The following is a 23,949-nucleotide window of genomic DNA, read 5'->3' on the forward strand; positions in this document are numbered from 1 at the left end:
TGGATTTTTGGGGGGGCGAGGCAATGAAGTCCATGCGTTTATTTCTCGCTCAGCTGTACCCGCGCCGCAGGATGACCCTGGCCGGACAGTACCTGGTCCTGCAATTGCTGATTATCGCAGTGGTGCTCGCCGGAGTCATCACGGTCGCGCTGACCCAGGCCACCAATAACTTCGAGAAGATCGAGGGGCGCCGCAGCCTCTCGGCAGCAGAATCGCTGGCCGCCAACCCGCTGCTGCGCGTTCTGCTTCCGCAAGCGGAGCCGGAAATGGGCTCGGCGTTGCCTGCCATGGGTGAATCGGTACGCAGCACCTCGGGATTGCAATTCGTGATCATCGCCGATCCCCAGGGCACCGTCATCACCTCCAGCTACCCCGATGAAGTGGGAACCTCGATCCTGCACCCCGAATCCGCTGTCGCCGAAGGCCGCGGATGGACCGGGGAAATCTGGCGCAATGGCAACCATGTGCTGATTGCCCAGGTACCGGTGCTGGATAACGACGGGAAGATGGTCGGCATTGTCAGCGCAGGCCAAAGCTATCCCAGTACCGGCGAAATGATCCAGGATATCGCTCCCAGCGCCTTGGCCACCCTGCTCATTTCCCTGGTGCTGGGAACCACCGGCTCGGTGCTGCTCTCGCGCAGGGTCAAGCACCAGACCCGCGGGATGGAACCGGGCGAAATCGCGGAGCTGTTCGAGCACCGAGAGGCCCTGCTGCACGGAGTCAAGGAAGGCATCATCTCGGTGTCTCCGGACAGCCGGGTGATGCTGGCCAATGACATCGCCGTCGAGCTGCTGCAACTGCCTGATGACTGTGTGGGCAAGACCCTGGACGAATTGGAGGTGGCGCCGCAGGTGCGGCACGCGCTGAACACCAGCCAGGAGCAGCCCGACCGCCAATTCCTTGTCGGCGAGCGGGTCCTGGTGTTCAACCGCATGCCGGTCAAGACCGCCAGGCGGGACCTGGGCTCCGTCACCACCTTCCGCGACAAGACCGAACTGACCCTGCTGGAGCAGGAACTGGGCGACAGCAAGGCCACGGCCGACATGCTCAGGGCGCAGACCCACGAATTCGCCAACCAGCTGCACGCGATTTCCGGGTTGATCCAGCTCGAGGAATACGACGAGGTCGTGGGCTTCATCGATGGCGTGAGCTTCAGCAGGAGCAAGATCTTCGAGGACGTCTCCGCCTGCATCGCAGAACCCACGATTGCCGCGCTGCTGATTGCCAAGTCCAGCGTCGCCACCGAACGCGGGGTGCACCTGGCGATGGTGCCGAACTCGGCGCTGGGCCGGTGCGAGGAGCAGCTGGCGCGGGATCTGACCACGGTGATCGGCAATCTCGTCGATAATGCGATGGACGCGGCCATCTCGGCATCCACGCCTCAAATCAAGGTCGGCATCGAGGAAACCAACGAGCTGGTCCGCGTCATCGTAAGCGACAATGGAGAAGGGATCGCCGAAGCTGCCATCGACGAGATCTTCACCCAGGGTTTCTCCACGAAAGACAGCTCGGTCTCCGGCGGCCGGGGCTTCGGCCTGGCGATCAGCCGCCTCGTGTGCCGGCGCCGCGGCGGGGAGCTGGCCGCAGCCAATGACCACGGTGCCCGGTTTACCGCCACGCTCAGGAAGTAGGAAGCAAGAAGTGATCAAAGTACTGGTGATCGACGATGACTTCATGGTCGCCAAGGTGCACGCAGGGTTCGTCAACAGCGAGCCTGAATTTACCGTGGTCGGCGTGGCGCACTCCGCGAGCGACGCGCTCAAGGCCGCCGCCGCGCTATCTCCGGATCTGATCTTGCTCGACATCCACTTGCCCGACATGAATGGACTGGACCTGTTGCAGCGTTTGCGCGAAGTCCAGCCGGAACTCGACGTCCTGGTGATCAGCGCGGCGCGGGAAATGGAGACCGTGCGCCGTGCGCTGCGCGGAGGGATTGTCCACTACCTGATGAAGCCCTTCTCGCGCGAGGACCTGCGCGAGCGCCTGGAGCACTACGCCAGGACCTACCAGCCGCTGGGGCAGGCCACCGACCAGGAACTGCAGCAGGCCGACGTCAACAGGCTCTTCGGCCTCGCCGGACAGCAGCGCCGCCCGCTGCCCAAAGGCTGCAGCGCCGAAACCATGGAGCTGGTCCAGAACATCGTCAAGGAAACCGCCGAACCCATCTCGGCCACCGAAACGGCTGAAAAGCTCGGAACCTCCCGGGTCAGCGCTCGCCGGTACCTGGAGTATCTTGCCGAAGAGAACTTGGCGCAGGTGAATCTGCGCTACGGGGGAGTTGGCAGGCCCGAACGCCGCTACTCCTGGCGGGCATAGTTCTCCAGAGACTGGCCTAGACGAATGCCGCCGAATTGCGTTGGCGATGCTCGCTGGCCGCGTAGGTGCCGAGGATCTTGATTTCCCAGGTGAAGAATTCCAATTCTTCCAAAGCCAGGCGCACCGGCAAATCCTCGGGGTGGCCCTCGATGTCCACCATGAAGGTGGTGGCGGCGAAGGACGAACCGACCATGTAGCTTTCCAGACGGGTGATGTTCACGCCGTTCGTCGCGAATCCGCCCAATGCCTTGTACAGGGCGCTGGGCACGTTGCGTGCCTGGAACACCAAGGTGGTAATCACCGAGTCCGGAAGCTGCGAACGGTGCGGCAATTGCTGCTCGCGGGCGAGCACTACGAAGCGGGTCGTATTCGTCTGGTCATCTTCGACCCCGGAGGCCAGTACCTCCAAGCCGTACAGCTCGGCCGCCATGGGAGGTGCGAGTGAGAGCTTGGCAGGATCATTCCAGTCGCGCACTTCGCGCGCCGAACCTGCGGTATCGCCGGCAATCACCGGGGTCAGCCCGTGCTCGCGGATGATCTTGCGGCACTGGCCCAGCGCGTGGATGTGGCTGTGCACCTCGGTGGCCTCGGCGATGCTGCTGCCAGGCAGCCCGAGCAGATCGAAGCGGATCCGCAGGTAGTGCTCGCCGACAATGTGCAGATCCGATTCGGGCAGCAGGACATGGATATCGGCAACGCGGCCGGCAATGGAATTCTCGATCGGAATCATTGCCAGCTCGGCCTCGCCGTTTTCCACCATGGCGAAGGCATCCTCGAAGCTGGCGCACGGAATGGCTTCCATCTCGGGGAAACGCTGCATGCAGGCCATGTTCGAGTTGGAGCCGGCCTCGCCCTGGTAGGAAATCTTCTTGCGCATTGAACCAACATATCCCAGCGCCATGGCGGGGCCGGAATCGGAGAAAGCAGATGACGTCGAGGCTGCTGCCGGGCGCCCCGCAGGCCAATTAGTTCCGGTAGTGCGCGGCGAGCTTCTGCAGTCCCTCGTCGATGGTGACTTCGGGCTTCCAATCGAGGATTTCATGCGTTGCCCGCTGGTCGAACCAGTGCGCGGTAGACAGTTGCTCGGCGAGGAAACGCGTCATCGGCGGCTCATCGTGCACGAGGTTGCGCGAACCGGCGGCCAGCCACAACTTCTCGATCACTGAACCGGCACCGCGGGCCAGCCAGCCCGGAACGTTGAGCTTCGGGGCAGGGGCCCCGCCGGCCTGGCAGATGCCGGCAATTAATTCGCCCACCGGACGGGGTTCGCCATTGGTGACTACCAGGGCACGTCCATGGGCGTGGTCCATGCGCTCCAAGCCGCGAACGATGGCAGCCGCCGCGTTGTCGATATAGGTGGTGTCGATCAACGCCGCGCCATGGTCCAGCAACGGGAGCCGTCCGGCCTTGGCCCGCGCGATGACCCGCTCCACCAGCTGGGTATCGCCTGGCCCCCACACCACATGCGGGCGGATCGCTGTTACCCGGAACCCAGGCGAATCGTTGCCCAGGGCCTCCAGCTCGGCGGCCGCCTTGGAGCGTGCATAGAATCCACGCGCCTGCTGCGGATCGGCTTCGCCGGCCCCGGCACCGGCCAGCGAATCGCCAAAGTGGGCTACCGATGGCGTGGAAACGAAAACGAAATCCTTGACGCCTGATTCCTTGGAGGCTTCCAGCAGATTGCTGGTTCCGTCGATATTCGTGGCGACGAAATCCTCCCACTGGCCGGTAAAGGAGACTTTTGCCGCCAGGTGGATGACCGCATCCATGGACTCTACGGCAGCAGCCACGGCGTCCAGATGCGTCAGCGAACCGCGGACTTCATCGGTGGCACCGGCCGAGGCACCGCGCTGGAAGGTGCGCACGTGGTGGCCGTTGTCGCGCAGCAGCTGTGCCACGGCGCCACCGAGCATGCCGCTGGCGCCGGTGACCAGCACGCGGCGCGGGGTCGAAGCAGTTTCAGGAGCACTCACGGGTTGCGGATCCTTCCACCGGCGAGCGTAGCTGCGGCCCAGTCGGCTAGCGCGGCACGGTCAATCTTCGAATTATGGCGGATATCCGTCGGCAGGTTGGGCACCACCAGCACGGCTGCCACGTCGGTGCCGGTGGCAGCGACCGCGGAGCGCACCTGGCGCGCCAGCTCGCTGCTGGCCGGGCCCGGCTTGCGGGCCGGGGGCACGGTCTCCATGACGACGACCGCCGCTTGGGTTCCGTCGGGTCCTACGCCAACCAGCGCGGCACGGCCGGCCCCGGCAACCGACTCGGCAGCGTGCTCGGCCGCCACCGGGGTGATGGCACCCTTGGCGGTGCGCAGCACATGGCCCAGGCGGCCCTCGACCCAGAGCCGGCCCTGGTCATCCAGGTGCCCGACATCGCCGGTGCGATGCCAGCCGGGGATCGAGCTGCTGTGCTGTTCGGTGATCCACAAGCGGTCGTAGCGGTCCTTGACGTGTGGCGCGCGCACCAGTATCTCGCCTGTGGCATTCGGGGTGAATTCCGGCTTATCGCCGGCCACGCCCAACGCATCAATCGGCGCGATGGCAACCGTGGCCCCGGCGACAGCCGTGCCGACGCACACGCCATTGCCCTGGCCGGCGGTGCGGATGCCGGGAAGGTCGATATCGGTGACCGGCAAGGCCTCGGTCATGCCATAGGGAGTGTGGACCTTTGCCTGCGGAACCAGTTCCTGCACCTTGGCCAGCAACGGCTCGGGGATCGGCGCCCCGGCAGAAAGCATCAGCGAGACCCCGGCCAAGGATTCGCGCTGGGACTGGTCCAACGCATCCTTGGTCTCCAGCACGTTGGCCAGCGCCGCGGGGGAGGCGAAGACCGTGGTCGCGTGCACGGCGGCCGCCGCGTCGGCCAATGCCTGTGCGGTCAAGGTCCGCGGGGCGGTCACGTCCATGTCGGGGGTGACCGAGGTGGCGCCCAGCGCAGGCCCGAGCAGTGCGAACGGAGCGAAGCCTGCCACCAGTGCGGAACCGGCCTTCAGGTTGTAGGTTTCGCGCAGGGTATCGCGCATGGCTGCCAGCTGGCGATGGGTGTACACCACGCCCTTGGCCGGGCCGGTGGAACCGGAGGTGAACAGCACTGCCGCGTCGGCATCCGGGTCGGCCGGCTCGAACGCCGAGGAACCGGTGGCTGCCTTGCCGCCGGCTGCATAGAGCTCGGGCAGAGTGTGGGCGACGCCCAGCAGCTTGCGCTTGGCAGCTGGCAGGTTGTCTGCAGAAATCCTGGTGCCTGGCCAGCCGAAGAGCCGTGCGCCGGTCAGGGCACGCTCGATGCCGATCAGGAAGCTGGGGCCGGAACCCTTGATGGCGCGTCCCATGCCCGTGGTGCCCAGGCCTGCATCAGCCACCACGATGACCGCGCCCAAGCGCAGGCAGGCGTAGATCAGTGAGGTCAGCTCGATGCCCGGGGGCACCAGCAGATTCACCCGGTCTCCGGCCTTCACCCCGATCTGCCGCAAGCCGGTGGCCAGGGCGTTCACCCGCTGCCCCAGCTCGGCCCAGGACAGCGAGCGCGCAGGGTTGATGTCCACCACAGCTGCCGAATGGTCATTGGTGCGCGAATCGAGTTCGGCAAGCATCGGAAGGTAATCGCCCAGGGACTCGGCCCGCGAGGTGTTCCTGGATTCCTTCTCGCCGGCAAGCCACTGGAAGATCGGGGTGGCGATGTCGTTGTCCTCGCCCACCAGATGGCTGGAGCCCTCGAAGCGGTGCACCTGGGCGTGCGGTAGGCGGGAGAGCAGATCGCGCAGGTAGCGGTCGGAGAAGACCGGGTCCTTCGGACCCCAGAGCATCAGGGCCGGCACCTTCAGCGAGCGCACGGCCTGCGAGATCTCGTCCAGGGCAGGACGGCTCGGGTGCTCGGGGGAGAAGGGGATGTCGGCGACAAAGTTGGCAACGCCATCGCGCTTCGCGGCGCTGGTGTACGGGGCCATGAAGGCTTTGCGGACCTCAGGATCCAAGGCCGGCTGCGCCAGCGAGTGGGTGACCTGCAAGAAAGCAGGGGAGGTCTTGGTGCCCCAGGAATGCACCGCAGGGTGGGAGGCGAGTTTCAGCGCGGCGGGAAGCTCGAAGCCTGCCGGGTGGATTGCGGTGTTCGTCAGCACCACGTTTTCCAGCTGCTCCTGATGGGAGACGGCCCAGCCCAGGGAAATGATGCCGCCCCAGTCGTGGCCCACGGTGGTGACCTTGCCGGTCAGCCCCAGCGCGCCGGTCAGGTCGCCCAGGTCGTTGACCCGGTCGGCCAAGCGGCGGAAGGTACCGGTCCGCTTGGAGAAGCCCATGTCCAGCTGGTCGACTGCCACCACGCGCCACGGCAATGAGTGCTCGCTGACGTGGTTCAGCAGGCTGCGCCAGAGGTAGGACCAGGTGGGGTTGCCATGCACGCACAGCAAGGTGCCAACAGGATCGATGCCACGTTGCTGGAGTTCTTCATGGTTGTCCAGGATGTGCCACCGGTGCGTGCTGCCCGGGGTGTCCACCTGCGAGGTGGACGGCACTTGAAGATACGCCGAGTATATTGCATCTACACCGGGGAACAGCTCGGTCACCAGGCAATCTCCATCATCGCGGTGTTCAGGCCGGAACCGACGCCCATGCAGAGCACCCGGTCGCCCTTCTTCAGCGAATCAGCTTCCTGGGAGAGGGTCATCGGCAGGGAAGCCGGACCGACGTTGCCCCACTTGGAGAAGGTGATCGGCACACGGTCCTTGACCAGTCCGACGGCCTTGATGATGGCGTTGGTGTAGGACTTGGACACCTGGTGGGTGACGTAGCGGTCCATGGATTTCCAGTTCCAACCCGACTGATGGGCTTCGTTCCAAGCGTTCACCACCAGTTCCAGGCCGTTGTCCAGCAGGCCCTTGGTGTCCGTGTACATGCCCGAGGGGCCTCCGACGCACAGTTCGTGGTGCTCGGTGCCGGCTCGCGAGACGCCGCCGAGGATGCGGTGCGCATCCGGGTGCGCATCGGCCGGGCCGATGACCGCAGCCGCGGCACCGGAGCCCAGGGTCAGGGTGGCGAATTCACGCATGTAGTCATCGCGCGTGGAATTCTCGGCGTTCAGGCGCTGGAAGGTGGTTTCCTGGGTCGGCTTGGAATCTTCGCCGGCAACAATCAGGGCGTACTTGATCTGGCCCGAGTCGATCATGTTCGCCGCCAGGCTCATGCCATTGACGAAACCGAGGCAGGCGTTGGCCACGTCGAAGTTCATCGCCGAGGAGGGCAAGCCCAGGCCGTTGTGCACCTTGGAGGCCACCGATGGCTCCAGGTTGCGGCGGGTCACCGACGTGTTGATGAGCAGTCCGATGCTGCTGGCATCGACACCAGCGGCATCCAGGGCTTTCTTGCCGGCCATGATCGCGGCATCGTCAAAGCCGACACCGTCGGACCACCAACGGCGTTCCTTGACACCGGAGACACGTTCCAGAAGCTTCTTGGACAGGCGCAGGCGTTTCAGGCTGGGAGCCAGCCGCTCATCGAATTCTGCCGAGCTCACCACCTCTGGTGCGAGAACGCTGTTCACTGATAAAAGCGCAACGTTGTGGTGCTTAAAGGTGGCATTGCCGTTCAAAATGGTGCCTTCGTTTCTGCTGGACTATCTATATGCTGCGTACTGCGTTGAAACGTCTGTGCCGATGGGAAAGTGCCCAGGGCTGCGTATGTATGCTCCCTAGGTTATTCCCTGCATCGCGCCAAGACGCACTTGAGCGCGAGTTTTCAGCCGAAAGCTAGATGCAGGATCTATGCAGACTATATCGATCCTACAGACTAGTCCTAAGAGAATCATGAAAAGCGGGCCGCTCATCCTGTGGCCTTTCTTCCATCCGCACAGCTGATGAGAAACAAGTCTGAAACTCCAGACAAGAAAAGTGATCTCCGTCACATCCGAGGGTGAAGATCGCCTTGTAATGGATATCGCATCGATTCATTTTGATGGCCCTGTCCTCATCGAAAAGCGGTATCCAATGACAACTTCAAGCGTTGAAACCCAAGGCGCGTTTCCAGTCGTTCTGCGATTCGTGGTCTACAGCCTCATCGGCATCGTGTTCTTCATTCCTGCCCATCACCATCAACGGCAAGAGGACCATCCCGCTGGACCACCTGATTACCTGGATCCAGACGGCTGCGGCACCGGTGGTTCCGTACATCATCGTGCTGATGCTCGTCTGCGGTACGGTTCTTCCCTTCGCCACCGGTGGCTGGAAGGCATCAAAGGTCCGGGGCCTCTTTGCGTTCTTGAACATCCTCGGCCTGGTTGTCGGCTGTTCCCTGCTGTTCGACTTCGCCCCAGCATGGCTCAACGATCCGGACATGGGGCCGTTCCTGCTGGAAAAATTGGTGATTCCCGTAGGCCTGATCGTTCCCGTGGGTGCCATCTTCCTGGCCCTGCTGGTGGGCTACGGCCTGATGGAATTCCTCGGCGTCTTCTGCCAGCCGATCATGCGCCCGATTTGGCGAACCCCAGGACGCTCGGCCGTGGATGCCGTGGCGTCCTTCGTCGGCAGCTACTCGCTGGGATTGCTGATCACCGACCGCATGTACCGCGGCGGCCGCTATACCGGTCGGGAAGCCGCCATCATCGCCACCGGCTTTTCCACGGTGTCAGCCAGCTTCATGGTGATCGTTGCCAAGGCGCTGGATCTGATGGACCATTGGAGCCTGTACTTCTGGCTGTCGCTGGTCGTCACCTTTGCGGTGACTGCAATTTCGGTGCGCATTCCGCCGTTGAGCCGGGTCCCGGACACCACCTACCTGGGCATGGAGCACGACAAGGAAAAACTGGTGACGGGCAACCGGGCACGCGTTGCCTGGAACGAAGCACTGGCCGCCTCTCGGCGGGCACCGTCGCTGGCCAAGAACATCGGCGCCAATGTGTGGGACGGATTGAAAATGGCCATGGCGATTTTGCCATCCATTCTTTCCGTCGGACTGCTCGGGCTGGTGGTGGCCCGCTTCACTCCGGTCTTCGACTGGCTGGGCTACCTGTTCGTTCCCTTCGCCTGGATCGTCGGGTTGGAAGATTCGCTGCTGGCCGGCAAGGCGTCGGCGACCGGCATTGCCGAAATGTTCCTTCCAGCGACCCTGGTTGCGGGACATGAATCGATCGAGCTGCGCATGGTGATCGCCATTGTTTGCGTCTCGGCGATCATCTTCTTCTCGGCGCTGGTGCCATGCGTCCTGGCGACGCAGATTCCGCTGAACATCCCGCAAATGGTTGCCATCTGGTTCGTGCGCGTTGTCCTGACAATCCTCATCGCGACACCGATCGTGCGCCTGCTCTTGTAGCTGGGCCGGGCGGCTTCCGCCCGGGTCTGCTGCTGTCCCAGCTTTGCGAAGCCTGAATGCCGTTGCGTCGCACCGGTGATCCGTCGTTGAATGGTCGGATCGATATGAAGGAAGGCAGGTTCCCATGAACCATTTAAACGAATCAGGTGTTCCGGTGCAGGGCGATCCGAGTATTCCCGACCAGCCTGAGCCTCCCGCGCAGCCGCCGGCTCCCGACGCACCTCCAAGCCCATCCCACCCGGATGCGCCGCCGAGCCCTTCGCACCCGGACGGCCCGATGGCGCCTCCAGGTCCGCTGGATCCCACGCAACCGCCACCGGGGCACCCCTCAGACCCGACGACCCCGCCATCACCTGGGTTCGGCCAGACACCGTGACCCAAGCCAAGACATCCAATGCCCTGCAGGAACCCGGTTCCTGCAGGGCATTGGCCATTTGCGGCTGCGGTAATCCGAAACCGCGCGGCCTGCCATGGTGTCGGTGCGCATCGGTACAGTGAACCCAGGCAGTTCTCCGCTGCCTTGGCGACCACCCATTGAAAGGCACGCATGGCATATCCATCAGAAGTGCAAGATCGGATTCTCGGGGTCATGGCCGGCATGGCTGCCGGCGACGCCCTGGGCGCGGGCTATGAATTCAATGCGCCGTTGCCCGATTCCGCGCAAGTGGACATGATCGGCGGAGGGCTGGGCAACTTTGCACCCGGGGAGTGGACCGACGATACCTCGATGGCGATAGTCGTTGCCCAGGGCCTGTTGGGTTCCAAGGGCCAGCTTGACGGCGACGCAAGCGATTACATGGTCCGCGAATGGGCCAAATGGGCGGTGAAAGCACCGGACGTCGGCAACCAGACCCGTGCCGTCCTCGCCTATGCCCAGAACACCGCGTCTGCTGACGGGAGAACTGAACCCAACGCCGCAGATGCGCTCGCCGGTTCCGAGCAGATCCACCGGCGAACCGGCCGCTCGGGAGGCAACGGCAGCCTGATGCGCACAGCACCGGTTGCACTGGCTTATCTGTCCGGAACGCCAGCCGCCGCATTCGACGCAGCGGCAGCCATCAGCAAGCTGACCCATTTCGATGACGAAGCCGCTGAAGCGTGCGGTCTGTGGACCGTCGCCATTCAGCACGCGGTGCTCACCGGAGAACTTGATATTCGCATCGGGCTTGAGCTTCTCAAGCCAGATCGCGCCCACGTGTGGGAACAGCGCATCGGGCAGGCCGAAACCCAACGGCCTCGGGACTTCGGCAACAATGGCTGGGTTGTTGAAGCATTCCAGGCGGCCTGGAGCGCCGTCACCACCGCCGATGCGGTGGACGGGAAAGCCCGCTTGGTTCCGGTGGTGGAAGCTGCCGTACGTGGAGGCGTGGATACCGACACCGTGGCAGCCATCGCCGGATCGCTTATCGGCGCGGCCTCCGGCTTGCAGAGCATTCCAAACGACTGGGTGGAGATGGTCCACGGTTGGCCCGGAATGCGGATGCAGGAGCTCATCGATATTTCAAACGATCTTGCAGGCTAAGGTCGCTGTCCGGGGATCCCGCTAGTTGCGGGAAGTGCGCCTCGACTCCAGCTTCTGCGGAGGCACGACGCTGACTTCGTGGCGTACCCTGCGCACGCCAAGACCGGCCAAATCAATCGCCAGGAACCAGGGGCCGGATCTAGGCACCTTGATCCGGTAGGGTGCCCGGCGTGCCAGCCCACCGTATGCTTCGAATTTTTCTCCGTCTTGGAACGCCGCGAAATTCTCTGGATCCATCAATCGGAGATTGGCCGGTCCGCTGAGCGTTACTGCCAAGATGGTTCCCCGTTCAAGGAACTCCCAGTAGTACTCGGCGAAATTAGGTTCCGTCAATGCCTGCCTCCGGGGTTTCGGATGATCCGCCGATTAGCAGACCCAGACCCATTAACCCAGAAGATGGACCAGTGCGGCAACGGGAACCAGATTCTCGGCAAGAGCTGGTGGCCAACGCGCCTCGGGTCTTTGGCTTGGAAGGCTGCGCCACCCCATCTGATGCCAGAGATGACACAGAACCTCTCGGACACCTCGATTTCGAACGCCGCTAACCAGCCAAGCGGCAGATAGTCCGCTACCGGGGATACGCTACCTACGAGGGATAAATTCCCGCGCAAATGGGGCCATGACGGCCAAGAACTATAAGGTAAGGCTCATGGAAATTTTGACCGGCATTGGCCTGGAGCAACTGCGACTGTGGATTTGGATTCTGGTGCTGGCCTTTGCCGTCGCTGTGGGTTTATGGCGCCGGCGCCAACTGGTGGCTGTCGCGCTTGCCTCGGTGCTCCTGTTCGCTACTCTCAACGCCGGCGCCGGGATCTATATCCTGAAACGGCTGGGTGATCCGCGGTGGACCGCAGGCGAGCCCCCGGTGAGCGCACCGGAACTATCCGGAACCCCGATCGTGGGCCAGCAACTGGTTCCCCTGGAATCGGCTTTGGAAGCAATCGCCGGGGGAGTGAACTCCTTCTGGGAATTCAGGCAGGCCCTGCCGGTGGCTCTCGACTTCTTTACGCGCAGCGGCTGGGCACTGCTCGTGGCCATTCCATTGATCATTGCCATTATGATCCGGACTTTCCGGGCTGCCCGCCGGCGCCGGAAGGAGATGCTGAATCTCCGCGGTACGGTGGTGCAACTGCAGGCCGAGCTCGCCGAGATAAAGGCGATCTTGCCAGCGCCCGCCACAACAGCAGGTGTCACGGAGCTCGGGAACCAAACGGGCAGTCCCCGCACGCGACGCTCGCGCCGCGGCGAATAGCCGCTAATCTGGCAGAAAGTAAACGGCGCCGGTGCTGCCCTGCAATGCAGAGGCAGCACCGGCGCCGTTCCCGTGATGCGCGTGCGTTGGGATCGCTAGGCTAGGCCAGCGTCGCGGTATCGATCACGAAGCGGTAGCGGACGTCGGACGCCAGCACGCGCTCGTAGGCCTCGTTGATCTGCGTGGCACCGATGACCTCGATTTCTGCGCCAATTCCATGTTCGGCACAGAAGTCCAGCATTTCCTGGGTTTCCTCGATGCCGCCGATCTGCGAACCGGCGAAGGAACGGCGTCCGCCGATCAAAGCAAAGGCGTTGACCGGCAATGGTTCAGCCGGCGCTCCAACGTTGACCAAGGTGCCGTTCACGCGCAGCAGTCCGAGGTAGGAGCTGATGTCGATCGAGGCGCTGACGGTGTTGATGATCAGATCGAAGCTCTTGCGCAGATCCTTGAAGGTGTTCTCGTCGCTGGTGGCCCGGTAATCGCTGGCGCCCAGCTTCAGGCCGTCCTCCCTCTTCTTCAGCGATTGCGACAGCACGGTGACCTCAGCGCCCATGGCACTGGCGAGCTTGACTGCCATATGGCCCAAGCCGCCGAGTCCCACCACGGCAACCTTCTTGCCCGGTCCTGCACCCCAGTGCTTCAGCGGGGAGAAGGTGGTGATGCCGGCGCAGAGCAGGGGTGCGGCGACATCCAAGGAGATGCCTTCGGGGATGTTCAAGGCGAAGTTCTCGTCAACCACGACGTGCGTTGCATAGCCGCCCTGGGTCATGCTGCCATCACGGTCGAGCGAACCGTAGGTTCCCACGCTCTGCTCGCAGAACTGCTGGTCGCCAGCCAGGCAGTTTTCGCATTCCATGCAGGAATTGACTAGGCAGCCCACGCCAACGCGATCGCCCAGCTTGTGCTTGGTGACTGCTGAGCCGACTTCGGTGACGATGCCAGCTATTTCGTGGCCCGGGACCAGCGGATAGTTCTGGTTTCCCCATTCACCGCGGACCGTGTGGATATCGGAGTGGCAGATGCCGGAGAACTTGATATCAATCAAGACGTCGTGCGGACCTACAGCACGGCGCTCAATCTGTGTCGGGATGAGTCCTTCAGCCGCAGAGTGCGCTGCGTATGCGTTGACCATAGTTGCCATCAGGGTATTTCCTTTGTCTTGCGGGTTGCGACTGGCAATGTTCTGGGCTGCGGCGATCGCCGCAGTCCATCAGGGCGTGGCCCATGGAGAACAACAATCGGCAGGCTATGAATAATCCCGGTCTGAGTAAATTTCCCACGCCGTTCCGCTGCCTCCATAGGAATAATGCTGATCAGTTACTGCCAAACTGGTGTTCAACCCTGCACAAGCTCTTCATCCAGCGCTTCCATAGTGTCGGAGGTCGCCTTTAGAGTCGGTGCCATGGCGAGAAATTCAAGCGATTTGGCAATCCAGGAAGTTCAATCCCTAACACAGCTGCGAAAGAGCCTGGCAGACAGTGTTTTGAGAATGCCTCCGGCGCATTTTCGAGGTGAAATCGTGGGACGAGTCAGAAAAATGGGATCGAAGAGATGGGCGACGCTGTTTGACGGCGACTGTGCAGTGGAAGTCGAATTCCCTGCGGCCATGTGCCCATCATGGCTGGGAGATGGCCACCAACTGACGGTGACAGCGAGGCCAAATATCGACTCCTGGCGACGAAATCCAGTGTGGGTTGCCGTTGGTAACTATGAGAATCACGGTCAACTCGCAGTTCAAGCAACGAGAGACAAAGGCCCTTGGGCGCTGCTCAGGCAAGAAACATCCCGGGAATTCGGCCTCCCGCTAGAGTCAAGCCAGAACTTGGAGACTATAGAGCCGGGCGGGAAGATCTCCAAGGTGCTAGTGCTGTGTGGCCGGGACAACCAAGTGCTCCTGGACTTTGTTCGTGGACTGCACCCGAAAGGAGTGAAGAAACGGGTTGCTGTCGAAGTTGCCGAGCTCAGGGTCCAAGGGCCCAGTGCCGTGCGCGAAATCTCGCGTAAGCTTTCGAGCCTCAAACCGGGCCAGGCCGATGCCGTAATCGTATTGCGCGGCGGGGGGTCGTATGCGGACTTCGTCGCCTTCGACGACCGCGAACTGATCCAAGCTATTCGCCAATGCGCGCTTCCGGTCATCACCGCACTTGGACACAGTGAGCATGTGCCCTTGGCTGCGCGTGCGGCAACGGCCAGCTTCGATGTGTCGCAAACGGCCGGGATCGCGATCAGAACGGAAAACAACCGGCGCTGGTTCGCCGGCCAGCCGACCTCCAAACAGCTCAAGACGAAGATAGAACAGCTGGCCCGGGAACTGTCGGTACAGGGTTCCCGGACTTCGTCGCTGGAGCAGGCGAACGCACGGCTCAGGCAGGAACTTGCCGACACCCGGAATCACGCCGTCCAACTACGCGAACGGGGTGATGACCTGCAGCAGCACGCCAGCTTGCAAAACCGGGAAATGCATTCGGATCTGCTGGAGTTGGCCCTGCAGAAAATCCGCCTCAATTCGCTTTCCCGCGGACTGTGGTGGAGCCTATGGACGGCGCTCACGGCACTGGCAGCCCATGTCGATACGGGCCTCGGCACTGGCCAAACGGTAGCGCTTTCCATGTTGCCTGCCCTTTGGGCGATCTGGACTTTCACCGGAGGCTATCGGGCTCAAAGGATCATTGACTCATCCGATTGGCGAGGAGCCGTGATGGACGTAGATCTATGCTGGCTGCGCCCGCGGATCGCAGGCGCAACGGTGCCGCGTGATCTCTGCTGGTTGCTCAGGCATCGCAACGCATCGCTGCAACAGTGAATGGCGAACCCACAAGTTGCTGGCATGCGCCCATCGCTCAAGAACTGCGTCTTTTGCCAATTCCCGGTAGGCTAGTACATGGGTCTGCATGTTCTGTGCGGGCCCCGAATGAAAATAACTCCCAGGACTGACTGACCGTTGGTCCCGACCGCCAGTTTCCCGGTCCTCGGTAGTGACTTTCGCTAGGGCAAATAGCTGCCCCAGCGCGGGTCTCGATCGAAGACCAGATCTGGGTAGGGCCATACGGTTCGCTCATCCACCACGTGGGAGCGATCGAAAGGAGCACCCCCTTAATGGAGGGTCCAGAAATCCAATTCGCCGAAGCGCTGATCGACAACGGCCGCTACGGTACCCGCACCATCCGCTTCGAAACCGGCCGCCTCGCCAAGCAGGCAGCTGGCTCGGCAATGGTCTACATCGACGAAGAGACTGCGCTGCTCTCGGCAACCACCGCCGGCAAGCACCCGCGCGAAGGCTTCGACTTCTTCCCGCTGACCGTGGACGTCGAGGAGCGCATGTACGCTGCCGGCCGCATCCCGGGCAGCTTCTTCCGCCGCGAAGGCCGCCCATCGACCGAAGCCATCCTGGCTTGCCGCCTGATGGACCGCCCGCTGCGCCCAGCCTTCGTCAAGGGCCTGCGCAACGAGGTCCAGGTTGTCGTCACCGTCCTGTCCATCGAGCCGGATGAGCTGTACGACGTCGTGGCAATCAACGCTTCGTCGATGTCCACCCAGCTTTCGGGCCTGCCATTCTCCGGCCCGATCGGCGGCGTTCGCGTTGCACTGGTTGATGACGGAAACGGCGCCCAGTGGGTTGCCTTCCCTAAGCACTCCGAGCTGAAGAACGCCGTCTTCAACATGGTTGTTGCCGGCCGCATCGCTGGCGATGACGTTGCCATCATGATGGTGGAAGCCGAAGCAACCGACAACGCTTGGGAACTGATCAAGGAACGCGGTGCCCAGGCTCCGACCGAAGAGGTTGTGGCCGAAGGCCTCGAGGCTGCCAAGCCATTCATCAAGGTCCTGTGCGAGGCCCAGGCCGACCTGGCAGCCCGCGCTGCCAAGGAAACCGTTGAGTTCCCGGTCTTCCGCGACTACGAAGACGATGCCTTCACCGCTGTCGAGGCTGCCGCTTCGACCCGCCTGGCAGAGATCTACACCATCGCTGACAAGCAGGAGCGCGACAACGCCGCAAGCGACTACAAGGACGAGATCCTGGCATCGCTGGCTGGCGAAGGCAACGCTTTCGAAGGCCGCGAATCCGAGATCTCCAAGGCCTTCGGTGCGGTGACCAAGCACATCGTGCGCCAGCGCATCCTGACCGAGCAGATCCGCATCGACGGCCGCGGCCTGGCTGACATCCGCCAGCTGTCCGCCGAGGTCGAGGTGCTGCCTCGCGTGCACGGTTCGGCCATCTTCGAGCGTGGCGAAACCCAGATCATGGGCGTCACCACCTTGAACATGCTGAAGATGGAGCAGCAGATCGACTCGCTGTCCCCAGTGAAGTCCAAGCGCTACATGCACAACTACAACTTCCCGCCATACTCGACCGGCGAGACCGGCCGTGTTGGTTCGCCGAAGCGACGCGAAATCGGCCACGGCGCACTGGCAGAGCGCGCACTGGTTCCAGTGCTGCCAAGCCGCGAGGAATTCCCATACGCAATCCGCCAGGTCTCCGAGGCACTGGGCTCCAACGGCTCGACCTCCATGGGCTCTGTCTGCGCCTCGACCCTGTCGCTGCTGAATGCCGGCGTGCCGCTGAAGGCACCGGTTGCAGGCATCGCCATGGGCCTGGTTTCGGACACCGTTGACGGCGAAACCCGTTACGCTGCCCTGACCGATATCCTCGGCGCCGAAGACGCCATGGGCGACATGGACTTCAAGGTCGCAGGCACCTCCGAGTTCGTGACCGCGATCCAGCTGGATACCAAGCTGGATGGCATTCCGGCTTCGGTGCTGGCCGCCGCGCTGACCCAGGCCCGCGAAGCACGCCTGCACATCCTGAACGTGCTGAACCAGGCTATCGACGCTCCGGATGAGCTGAACGTCAACGCCCCGCGCATCATTTCGGTGAAGATTCCAGTGGACAAGATCGGTGAGGTCATCGGCCCTAAGGGCAAGATGATCAACCAGATCCAAGAAGACACCGGTGCAGACATCTCGATCGAGGATGACGGCACCGTGCTGATCGGCGCAACCAACGGCGAATCCGCCGAGGCTGCCCGTTCGGCCATCAACGCCATCGCCAACCCCCAGGTTCCTGAGGTCGGCGAGCGCTACCTGGGCACCGTCGTGAAGCTGACCACCTTCGGTGCGTTCGTTTCGCTGACCCCGGGCAAGGACGGCCTGCTGCACATCTCCGAGCTGCGCAAGATCAACGACGGCAAGCGTGTCGAGGACGTCGAAGACGTTGTCGGCGTTGGCCAGAAGCTGCAGGTGGAGATCACCAAGATCGATGACCGTGGCAAGCTGTCGCTGGCTCCAGTCGTCGAGGAAGAAGCTGAAGAAGCAGTAGCTGCTGAGTAGTCTTTAGATTCCTGCAGGAAAACCCCGATTCACTTTGGTGAATCGGGGTTTTCCTTCTCTTCAGACCAGCTTGATTGGCACGGCTGGCAGGTCAGCGCCTACGCGGGTGCCGCATCCTTGCTGATGCCGGTGGCGCTCAGCGCCTCGAAGTGCAGGACTTCGACCTCGCGGCGATCCTCTTCCAGCTCCAGTGCCCGCTCGGCCCGGTCGAAGGAATCCTTTGCCTGAGCTTTCAAGGCTGCCGTCCATGGGGCATCGGAGCGCGCAATCAGGGCACCGAGTTCCTTTTGGATCCGCATCATGACTTCGACGTCCGAAGCGCCATCGCGCGAGGTCGCCCGGAAGGCATCCTGGAGCATGTCCTGCGGCTCAAGCAGGCGAAGGTGGACCCGCCCGGCGTCCGGGGAATCCGGAATCCTTGCCCGCATGGCGATGTCCAGTACGCGGTGCGTTGCTTCCAGGACCTCGATGGCGGTTCCCGGATCATTGATTCCGGGGGAGAGCGACTTGCTGGAGATTTCCGACAGCGCGAGCAGCCCGAGCCGCGGGTCCTGTTCGAAAGTCCGGTGGTTGGCGATCACGAAGGCCCGCTGGATCGCTTCCTGGCTCTCTTCCGACACCTTGCCGCTCAGGTAGGCAATGGGATGACCGGCAAAGATCCTTGAGCCTGGGCGGCGTTCGACCCAGAGCTGGCAGTTTTCCTGCTCGGCAATGCGCTGCAACGCTGCCACGTCGACCTTGACCACGAATCCTGGATGGTCGCATTCCAGCGGGATGGCTGTCGCGGGCGGATCAACCCACAGCCGTCCGCCGAGCAGCGGCTGCTCGGCGTAGTCCGACATGGCCTGCGAGGCGGCATCGCCGACCCGGTCGATGATGTCCGCCATGCGGCCGAAAGTGGTGAGGAACGAGATCCAGCGCAGCAAGGTCACCAGCACCACGGCAATGACCAGGATGGTTCCCAACAGCAGCAGCGCTTTTTCCGAGCTGGAATAGACATCCAAGGACAAGGCGATGATCCCGACGATGGAGAATGCGAAAGCCCCCACGAAGGTGGACAGGGCAGTATGCGAGGTCCGGTCGGCAATCAGCAGCTGGATGGAGCGGGGAGTGCCGATTTGCGTGGCAGTGGAGTATGCCGAGACCATCGTGGTCAGGGAAAACGTCGTGACAGCCAGCATTGAAGTGGCCAGGATCTGCAGCAGTGTCGCGGCAGCATCGTTGCCGAGCGCTTCCAGCAGGTTCGCCGGAATGAGATTGCCCAGTGCTGGTGCGGCGATGGCCAGAAGGATTCCAGCTACGGTGAATACTGTGGCCCGGAACCAGATTCCGCGCAGCGACTGCTTTGCGTAGCTCAGTGCTCTTACCATGAATCCTCCTTGTGCCCCCTGTTCGCAGCATGAAGGCATTACTTTCCTAGTCGGCTGCTCAAAGCGGTGGCGGCTGAGCTAGACATTTTCTTGAGGTGAGTTTACGCCAGGAATTCCCGGGCTCCGAGAACCCGGGCCGACCTGCTCATGCACGGAGCGGAAGAATTCCGCGAGACGACCCAGTTAAGCAGGACACCCGGCTGGAAACCAGCCGAGTGTCCAGTGCAGGTTGAATCTGGCTCTGGGGCCAGTGCCTGAATTTCAGCTCAGATGCTTGTCGAAGAACTCGCGCAGCTGGACGCTCTTCTGCTTGGCGATGTCATCCCATTCGTCGATCGACGCCGAATCATCGGCGTAATCGGAGGGGATCTTGAAGATCTGCAACGGTACGTTGAAGCGCTGGCAGATGCTGGCGTAGGCGTAGCCTTCCATATCGACCAGCGAGGCACCTAAGGACTTGATGTGGATGCGCTGCGCGTCATCCGAGACAAAAACGTCGCCGGTAGCCATGGTGGCCTGGAAATCGGGAAGCAGGATTTCACCTGCTGGATCCACATCTGCCGAAGGCAGCGGGAAATCGTGCTGGATCAGCTTGGTGACCTGGTAAATGGTGTCCAGGCTCGGACGATCTTCACCGGCATGGCCGACAACGCCGGCGGTGCCCAGTACTACGACGTTCTTGATGTTGCCTTCAGCAAGCGCGCCAGCCAAGGCTACCGATGCGTTGATCTTGCCAACACCGGAAACTAGGTGCTCGACATCTGCAAAGGCTACGGCTTCGTCTGCGTGCGCAAAGACGAGCAAGGACTTCTGGTCCGACATGAACTTCCCCTCTAAAGAAATCTGCTCGGGGAGTGCTGCCCCGAACGTCCTAAGAAGTCTATCGGTTACCTCCTTCGCTGAGGTCTCGATTCGCCAGTCGGTGAGCAGATAGACTTTGCATATGAGTGATATTGAACTTGCTGAAGTTGAAAGCTTTGCACTGGACCATACCAAGGTGAAGGCGCCGTATGTGCGCAAAATCGGGGTGGAACACGGTCCCAAGGGCGATGCCATCACCAACTACGACATCCGTCTAGTCCAGCCAAACCACGGTGAGATTCCAACGGCTGGCCTGCACACCATCGAGCACACCATGGCTGGTTTGCTGCGTACCCGCATTGACGGCCTGATTGATTTCTCCCCATTTGGCTGCCGCACCGGCTTCCATATGATCTTGTGGGGCGAACCGACCCCGGCGGTTGTCGCCGCTGCCATCAAGAGCTCGCTGGAAGACATTGCCGAGAAGGTTACCTGGGAGGATGTTCCGGGAACCGAAGCCGTGAGCTGCGGCAATTATCGTGACCATTCGCTGCACTCGGCTCGCGAATGGGCGAAGGTCGTCTTGGAACAGGGCATCAGCCTTGACGCGTTCGATCGTTCCAAGATTGCCTAAGCCGTAGCTTGAGAACTGGAAATCCCGTGTGTTCCGTTGGGGACGCACGGGATTTTCCTTGTCTGGCTGTTTCCTCGCCTGGCAGAAAGGCAGGCGCCAAGCCGCAAATAAGCCGCAGAATCACTGCGAGCAGTCGGTAGCATGAAGACCATGCGCAGAGTTCTTTCCTTGGCAGCGGTACTGGGCGCCATGTCGTTGGCTATTAGCGGATGCATGGATTTCGATGCGGCAAGGACATCCAGCATCGGCGAGGAATGCCAGTCGGCAATCCAGCGGCAGAACGAAGCCTGGTCCGATCCTGAATCATCCCAAGAGATGATCGGCGAAGCCGAGAAAAAGTCGCTTAGTGCTTGCAAGGACCTCGATGAGTGGAGCACTGCTGTCTCCTATAATCCCGGATCAATGGGATATCTGGAATTGAGTACAGAAGATGCCGCGAACACCGTTTACCTTGCCTGCGCCTCCAGCGACCCATCGCGGCAGACCCCAGTGTGCGCTGATGCCGCGAAACGCGGATATCTCGATGCGACATGACCTGCAAATCTGCCTGACGGTATTTCGAGAGCCGAGGTTCGATCTCGAAATCTCCCAGAATGTGATTGCCCCGTCACTAATGAGCTATTGCTTTCAAATAACGTTTCTATGGGAGAATGAAAGACAGTGTACTTAGCTTGAAATCGCTATTCTCGACGAATTAAGGACGTATATTCGTGGCCATGATTCCATTGCCGTTGCATTCGGTGGAGACCACGCAGTTTTCTCCGATTGACCCGGCGGACCCGACGTTGGTCCACCGCGGCGAAGGCGGCTCTGAAGTCCGGCGCAGCATCCTGCCCGGTGGCGTACGGGTTCTGACGGAAGCGATGCCCGGACAGCGGTCCACCACTGTGGGATTTTGGGTTCCGGTCGGTTCCCGCGACGAGGAAGCAGGACACTACGGCTCCACCCACTTCCTGGAGCACTTGCTCTTCAAGGGCACTGCAAAGCGAACTGCCTTGGAAATTGCCCAGTCCTTCGACGCAGTGGGCGGCGAATCGAACGCAGCCACCGCCAAGGAATCGACCTGCTATTACGCCCGGGTGCTGGATACTGATCTGCCGATGGCGCTGGAGGTCATCGCTGACATGGTCACCTCAGCGGTGATCGATCCGCAGGAACTGGAGCAGGAGCGCGGGGTGATCATCGAAGAACTTGCCATGGATGCAGATGACGCGATGGACGTCGCCCACGAGCGCTTCGTTGCCAACGTCCTGGGCGATCACCCGCTGGGACGGCCTATTGGCGGAACTCCAGAAGAGATCATGGAGATCTCCCGCGAGGCAGTCATGGAGCACTACCGTGCGCACTACCGCCCAAGCGAGCTGATTGTTACTGCCGCAGGTTCCCTGGAGCACGACAAGCTGTGCGAGCTGGTTCTCAAGGCGCTGGCTGAAGCTGGCTGGGAACTGGACCCGATGGCCGTACCGGAGCCACGCCGCATGGGCGAGCCGGCACAGATCACCTCGAAGGCCGGGCTGGAAGTCATCAACCGCCCGGGCGAGCAAGCCAATATCATCATGGGCTGCTCGGGCATCACCGGCCACGACGACCGGCGCCAGGTGCTCGCGGTGCTGAACGCTGTGCTCGGCGGCGGCATGAGCTCGCGCTTGTTCCAGGAAATCCGGGAGAAGCGCGGACTGGTGTACTCGACTTATTCTTTTTCCGCCGCCTATACGGATGCCGGATACTTTGGCATGTACGCCGGTTGTGCCCCGGCCAAGGCGGCTCAAGTTATCGGGTTGCTCGGCGACGAGCTAGATCGCTTGGCCAAGGACGGCATCAGCGAGTCTGAATTGGCGCAGGCCAAGGGCCAACTATCCGGCGGAACAGTGCTGGCCTTGGAAGATCCCGGAAGCCGCATGTCCCGTTTGGGCCGGGCAGAAATGATTACCGGCGAATTCCAAGACATCGACGAAGCCTTGTCTCGAGTCAACGCAGTCACCGCCCAGGACGTGCAGCAGCTGGCCCAGGAACTGGCGGCCAAGGATCGCGTAATCACCGTGGTAGGACCGTTTGAGAATGAAGCCGCGATAGGCCTTTAGAATCCACCGGCAGTGCCCCTTGAATCGAATCTGAGGATCTTGATTCACGGGGCACTGCCGTTTTATTGGTTCAAACTGCGGATTCTACTAGCGCCGCAAGCTCGGGCGCGTGGGAGAAATTGAAACCATGCGCACCATGGCGCATGACAGTAAGCTTGGCCTGCGGTGTTTTGGCGACCAAGCGAAGACCGAATTCCGGGGGAGATAGCGGATCCCGGGTGCCGCATACGACATCAACCGGGCAGTGCACCGTGCGGAGCAAATCGATGGTGGAGTAATCCAGCATCTGGGCACAGCTTTTGGCCCACCAGGGGATACCGCAACGCAGGTAGTCGACGAGCAAGATTGCCTTCACCGAGTTCAACTCATACGGTAAATCCTCGAAGAGCCGGCGTGCCTGCCTGAAGAGCGTCGCCTCGCGGTCGTTGACCGCTGGAGCTGCAATGATCAGGTGCTTGACCAGATCCGGCCACGCGCGAGCCAGCTCAATGGAAACCTGCGCACCCATGGAATGCCCGAGGACAATTGCGTTCTCAACCTTCAGCTCGCGCAACGCCAGTGCCACTTCGTGTGCAAAACGCGGTACGGTCACCGGGCGGCCATCATCGAGATTCTTGCCATGGCCGGGCAACTCGGGAACGATCACCCGATGCTTCTGCGCCAAGATGTTTGCCAGCGGAGTGAAATAGCGGCTGGAAGCTCCGAGCCCATGCAGAAGCACCACGTCAGGCCCGTGGCCCGCGACTCGAACCGAGAGCCTGGTTTTCAAGGATTCGGGCAAATGCCCAAAGTACTCGTGGCGCACGCCAGCCTTTCATCGTGCGAAAAGTGCGCACATACTATCGGTAGGGAAAATCGGCATGCTCGCCAGAAATGGCGAGACGAGCACCAAGGGAGCTAGCCGCCCACCCCGGTTGAATGCTGATTAATGGCGGAACGGAGATCTTCCGGGAAGAGTTCCTTCACGTCTTTTTCGTAGTCGGAACCGTCACTTGGACGACGCAGTTCTTGCCCGTCGATGCGGAATGGGAAGGCGTCGGCTTGAGCCGCGGCATCCGCGGATTCCTGCCTATCGGGTGCGCAGGTAGCCCAGCCGTAGGTCGTGGAATCCTCGATTCGGAAAACTTCTACCTGGCATGTCGGTGAATCGATAACTGTTCCCTGCTCTTGGACGATATCGATGATTGATGCTCGTTCGTCATCCGACAGGGTGATCGGTTCGCTGCCAGAACCGCAGGAAGTGCATGCGAAGGTCGCGGCGAGGATTGCACCGATGCCGAAACCGATACGCTTAATTTTCTGACCCATGGCCCTGCTCACTATTGGGGAACTCCTGACACATAT

General features: G+C 61.8%; 20 protein-coding genes. 10 read left to right on the top strand and 10 right to left on the bottom strand.

Annotated features, from left to right (window positions below):
- Positions 1-32 precede the first annotated feature (32 nt).
- The gene (locus EKH49_RS04345) at positions 33-1,634 is read left to right on the top strand and encodes a sensor histidine kinase (RefSeq protein ID WP_330857406.1); all 1,602 of its coding nucleotides are present in this window, start codon (positions 33-35) and stop codon (positions 1,632-1,634) included.
- Positions 1,635-1,644: 10 nt separating this feature from the next.
- Positions 1,645-2,319, top strand: a complete 675-nt coding sequence (locus tag EKH49_RS04350) for a response regulator (RefSeq protein WP_128469846.1) — start codon at positions 1,645-1,647, stop codon at positions 2,317-2,319.
- 16 nt (positions 2,320-2,335) lie between these two features.
- Here the strand turns inward: EKH49_RS04350 and EKH49_RS04355 are convergent, their stop codons facing one another.
- The 4 genes from EKH49_RS04355 to EKH49_RS04370 form a co-directional block, all read right to left on the bottom strand.
- A complete protein-coding gene (locus tag EKH49_RS04355) occupies positions 2,336-3,196 on the bottom strand; it encodes a prephenate dehydratase (RefSeq protein WP_128469847.1) in 861 nt (286 codons plus the stop codon).
- Positions 3,197-3,284: 88 nt separating this feature from the next.
- Positions 3,285-4,232 carry an NAD-dependent epimerase/dehydratase family protein gene (locus EKH49_RS04360; RefSeq protein ID WP_236641037.1) on the bottom strand — a complete coding sequence of 316 codons (948 nt, stop codon included), beginning with the start codon at positions 4,230-4,232 and terminating at the stop codon, positions 3,285-3,287.
- A gap of 56 nt (positions 4,233-4,288) precedes the next feature.
- The gene (locus EKH49_RS04365; protein WP_201739560.1) at positions 4,289-6,880 is read right to left on the bottom strand and encodes an alpha/beta fold hydrolase; all 2,592 of its coding nucleotides are present in this window, start codon (positions 6,878-6,880) and stop codon (positions 4,289-4,291) included.
- Positions 6,874-7,899, bottom strand: coding sequence for a 3-oxoacyl-ACP synthase III (locus EKH49_RS04370; protein WP_038989634.1), 1,026 nt, complete (start codon positions 7,897-7,899; stop codon positions 6,874-6,876). Before EKH49_RS04370 ends, EKH49_RS04365 begins: the two co-directional genes overlap by 7 nt.
- A 410-nt stretch (positions 7,900-8,309) precedes the next feature.
- Here EKH49_RS04370 and EKH49_RS04375 point away from each other — a divergent pair, with 410 nt between their 5' ends.
- Complete coding sequence (locus EKH49_RS04375; protein WP_128469850.1) at positions 8,310-9,614, top strand: YjiH family protein; 1,305 nt, start codon at positions 8,310-8,312, stop codon at positions 9,612-9,614.
- Between the two features lie 547 nt (positions 9,615-10,161).
- The gene (locus tag EKH49_RS04385; RefSeq protein WP_128469852.1) at positions 10,162-11,136 is read left to right on the top strand and encodes an ADP-ribosylglycohydrolase family protein; all 975 of its coding nucleotides are present in this window, start codon (positions 10,162-10,164) and stop codon (positions 11,134-11,136) included.
- Positions 11,137-11,157: 21 nt separating this feature from the next.
- Here the strand turns inward: EKH49_RS04385 and EKH49_RS04390 are convergent, their stop codons facing one another.
- A complete protein-coding gene (locus tag EKH49_RS04390; protein WP_128469853.1) occupies positions 11,158-11,469 on the bottom strand; it encodes a DUF1883 domain-containing protein in 312 nt (103 codons plus the stop codon).
- A 316-nt stretch (positions 11,470-11,785) separates the two neighbouring features.
- Here EKH49_RS04390 and EKH49_RS04395 point away from each other — a divergent pair, with 316 nt between their 5' ends.
- Positions 11,786-12,388, top strand: a complete 603-nt coding sequence (locus EKH49_RS04395) for a hypothetical protein (RefSeq protein ID WP_128469854.1) — start codon at positions 11,786-11,788, stop codon at positions 12,386-12,388.
- Between the two features lie 100 nt (positions 12,389-12,488).
- Here EKH49_RS04395 and EKH49_RS04400 read toward each other — a convergent pair whose 3' ends face one another.
- Positions 12,489-13,532, bottom strand: coding sequence for an NAD(P)-dependent alcohol dehydrogenase (locus EKH49_RS04400; RefSeq protein ID WP_038989630.1), 1,044 nt, complete (start codon positions 13,530-13,532; stop codon positions 12,489-12,491).
- Positions 13,533-13,793: 261 nt separating this feature from the next.
- On the opposite strand from EKH49_RS04400, the gene EKH49_RS04405 reads away from it, so the two are divergent.
- Complete coding sequence (locus EKH49_RS04405; RefSeq protein ID WP_161567444.1) at positions 13,794-15,194, top strand: exodeoxyribonuclease VII large subunit; 1,401 nt, start codon at positions 13,794-13,796, stop codon at positions 15,192-15,194.
- 293 nt (positions 15,195-15,487) lie between these two features.
- Positions 15,488-17,719 carry a polyribonucleotide nucleotidyltransferase gene (locus EKH49_RS04410; RefSeq protein WP_128469856.1) on the top strand — a complete coding sequence of 744 codons (2,232 nt, stop codon included), beginning with the start codon at positions 15,488-15,490 and terminating at the stop codon, positions 17,717-17,719.
- A gap of 98 nt (positions 17,720-17,817) precedes the next feature.
- On the opposite strand, the gene EKH49_RS04415 is transcribed toward EKH49_RS04410, so the two are convergent.
- The gene (locus EKH49_RS04415; protein WP_161567445.1) at positions 17,818-19,089 is read right to left on the bottom strand and encodes a DUF2254 domain-containing protein; all 1,272 of its coding nucleotides are present in this window, start codon (positions 19,087-19,089) and stop codon (positions 17,818-17,820) included.
- Positions 19,090-19,350: 261 nt separating this feature from the next.
- Positions 19,351-19,911 (bottom strand): phosphorylase family protein, encoded by a 561-nt coding sequence (locus EKH49_RS04420; RefSeq protein WP_128469858.1) that lies wholly within the window; start codon positions 19,909-19,911, stop codon positions 19,351-19,353.
- 121 nt (positions 19,912-20,032) lie between these two features.
- Here EKH49_RS04420 and EKH49_RS04425 point away from each other — a divergent pair, with 121 nt between their 5' ends.
- The 3 genes from EKH49_RS04425 to EKH49_RS04435 all read left to right on the top strand — a co-directional run bounded on the left by EKH49_RS04425 (position 20,033) and on the right by EKH49_RS04435 (position 22,605).
- A complete protein-coding gene (locus tag EKH49_RS04425; RefSeq protein WP_038989613.1) occupies positions 20,033-20,524 on the top strand; it encodes an S-ribosylhomocysteine lyase in 492 nt (163 codons plus the stop codon).
- A 150-nt stretch (positions 20,525-20,674) separates the two neighbouring features.
- Positions 20,675-21,058: a hypothetical protein gene (locus EKH49_RS04430; RefSeq protein WP_128469859.1), complete on the top strand. Its 384-nt coding sequence runs from the start codon at positions 20,675-20,677 to the stop codon at positions 21,056-21,058.
- A gap of 176 nt (positions 21,059-21,234) precedes the next feature.
- Positions 21,235-22,605 carry a M16 family metallopeptidase gene (locus tag EKH49_RS04435; protein WP_442903496.1) on the top strand — a complete coding sequence of 457 codons (1,371 nt, stop codon included), beginning with the start codon at positions 21,235-21,237 and terminating at the stop codon, positions 22,603-22,605.
- Between the two features lie 70 nt (positions 22,606-22,675).
- On the opposite strand, the gene EKH49_RS04440 is transcribed toward EKH49_RS04435, so the two are convergent.
- Positions 22,676-23,410, bottom strand: coding sequence for an alpha/beta fold hydrolase (locus tag EKH49_RS04440; protein ID WP_128469860.1), 735 nt, complete (start codon positions 23,408-23,410; stop codon positions 22,676-22,678).
- Between the two features lie 92 nt (positions 23,411-23,502).
- Positions 23,503-23,913 (bottom strand): hypothetical protein, encoded by a 411-nt coding sequence (locus EKH49_RS04445; RefSeq protein WP_128469861.1) that lies wholly within the window; start codon positions 23,911-23,913, stop codon positions 23,503-23,505.
- Between the last annotated feature and the right edge of the window lie 36 nt (positions 23,914-23,949).

Source organism: Glutamicibacter sp. HZAU (genome assembly GCF_004100365.1).
In the GTDB taxonomy this organism is placed as follows: domain Bacteria; phylum Actinomycetota; class Actinomycetes; order Actinomycetales; family Micrococcaceae; genus Glutamicibacter; species Glutamicibacter nicotianae.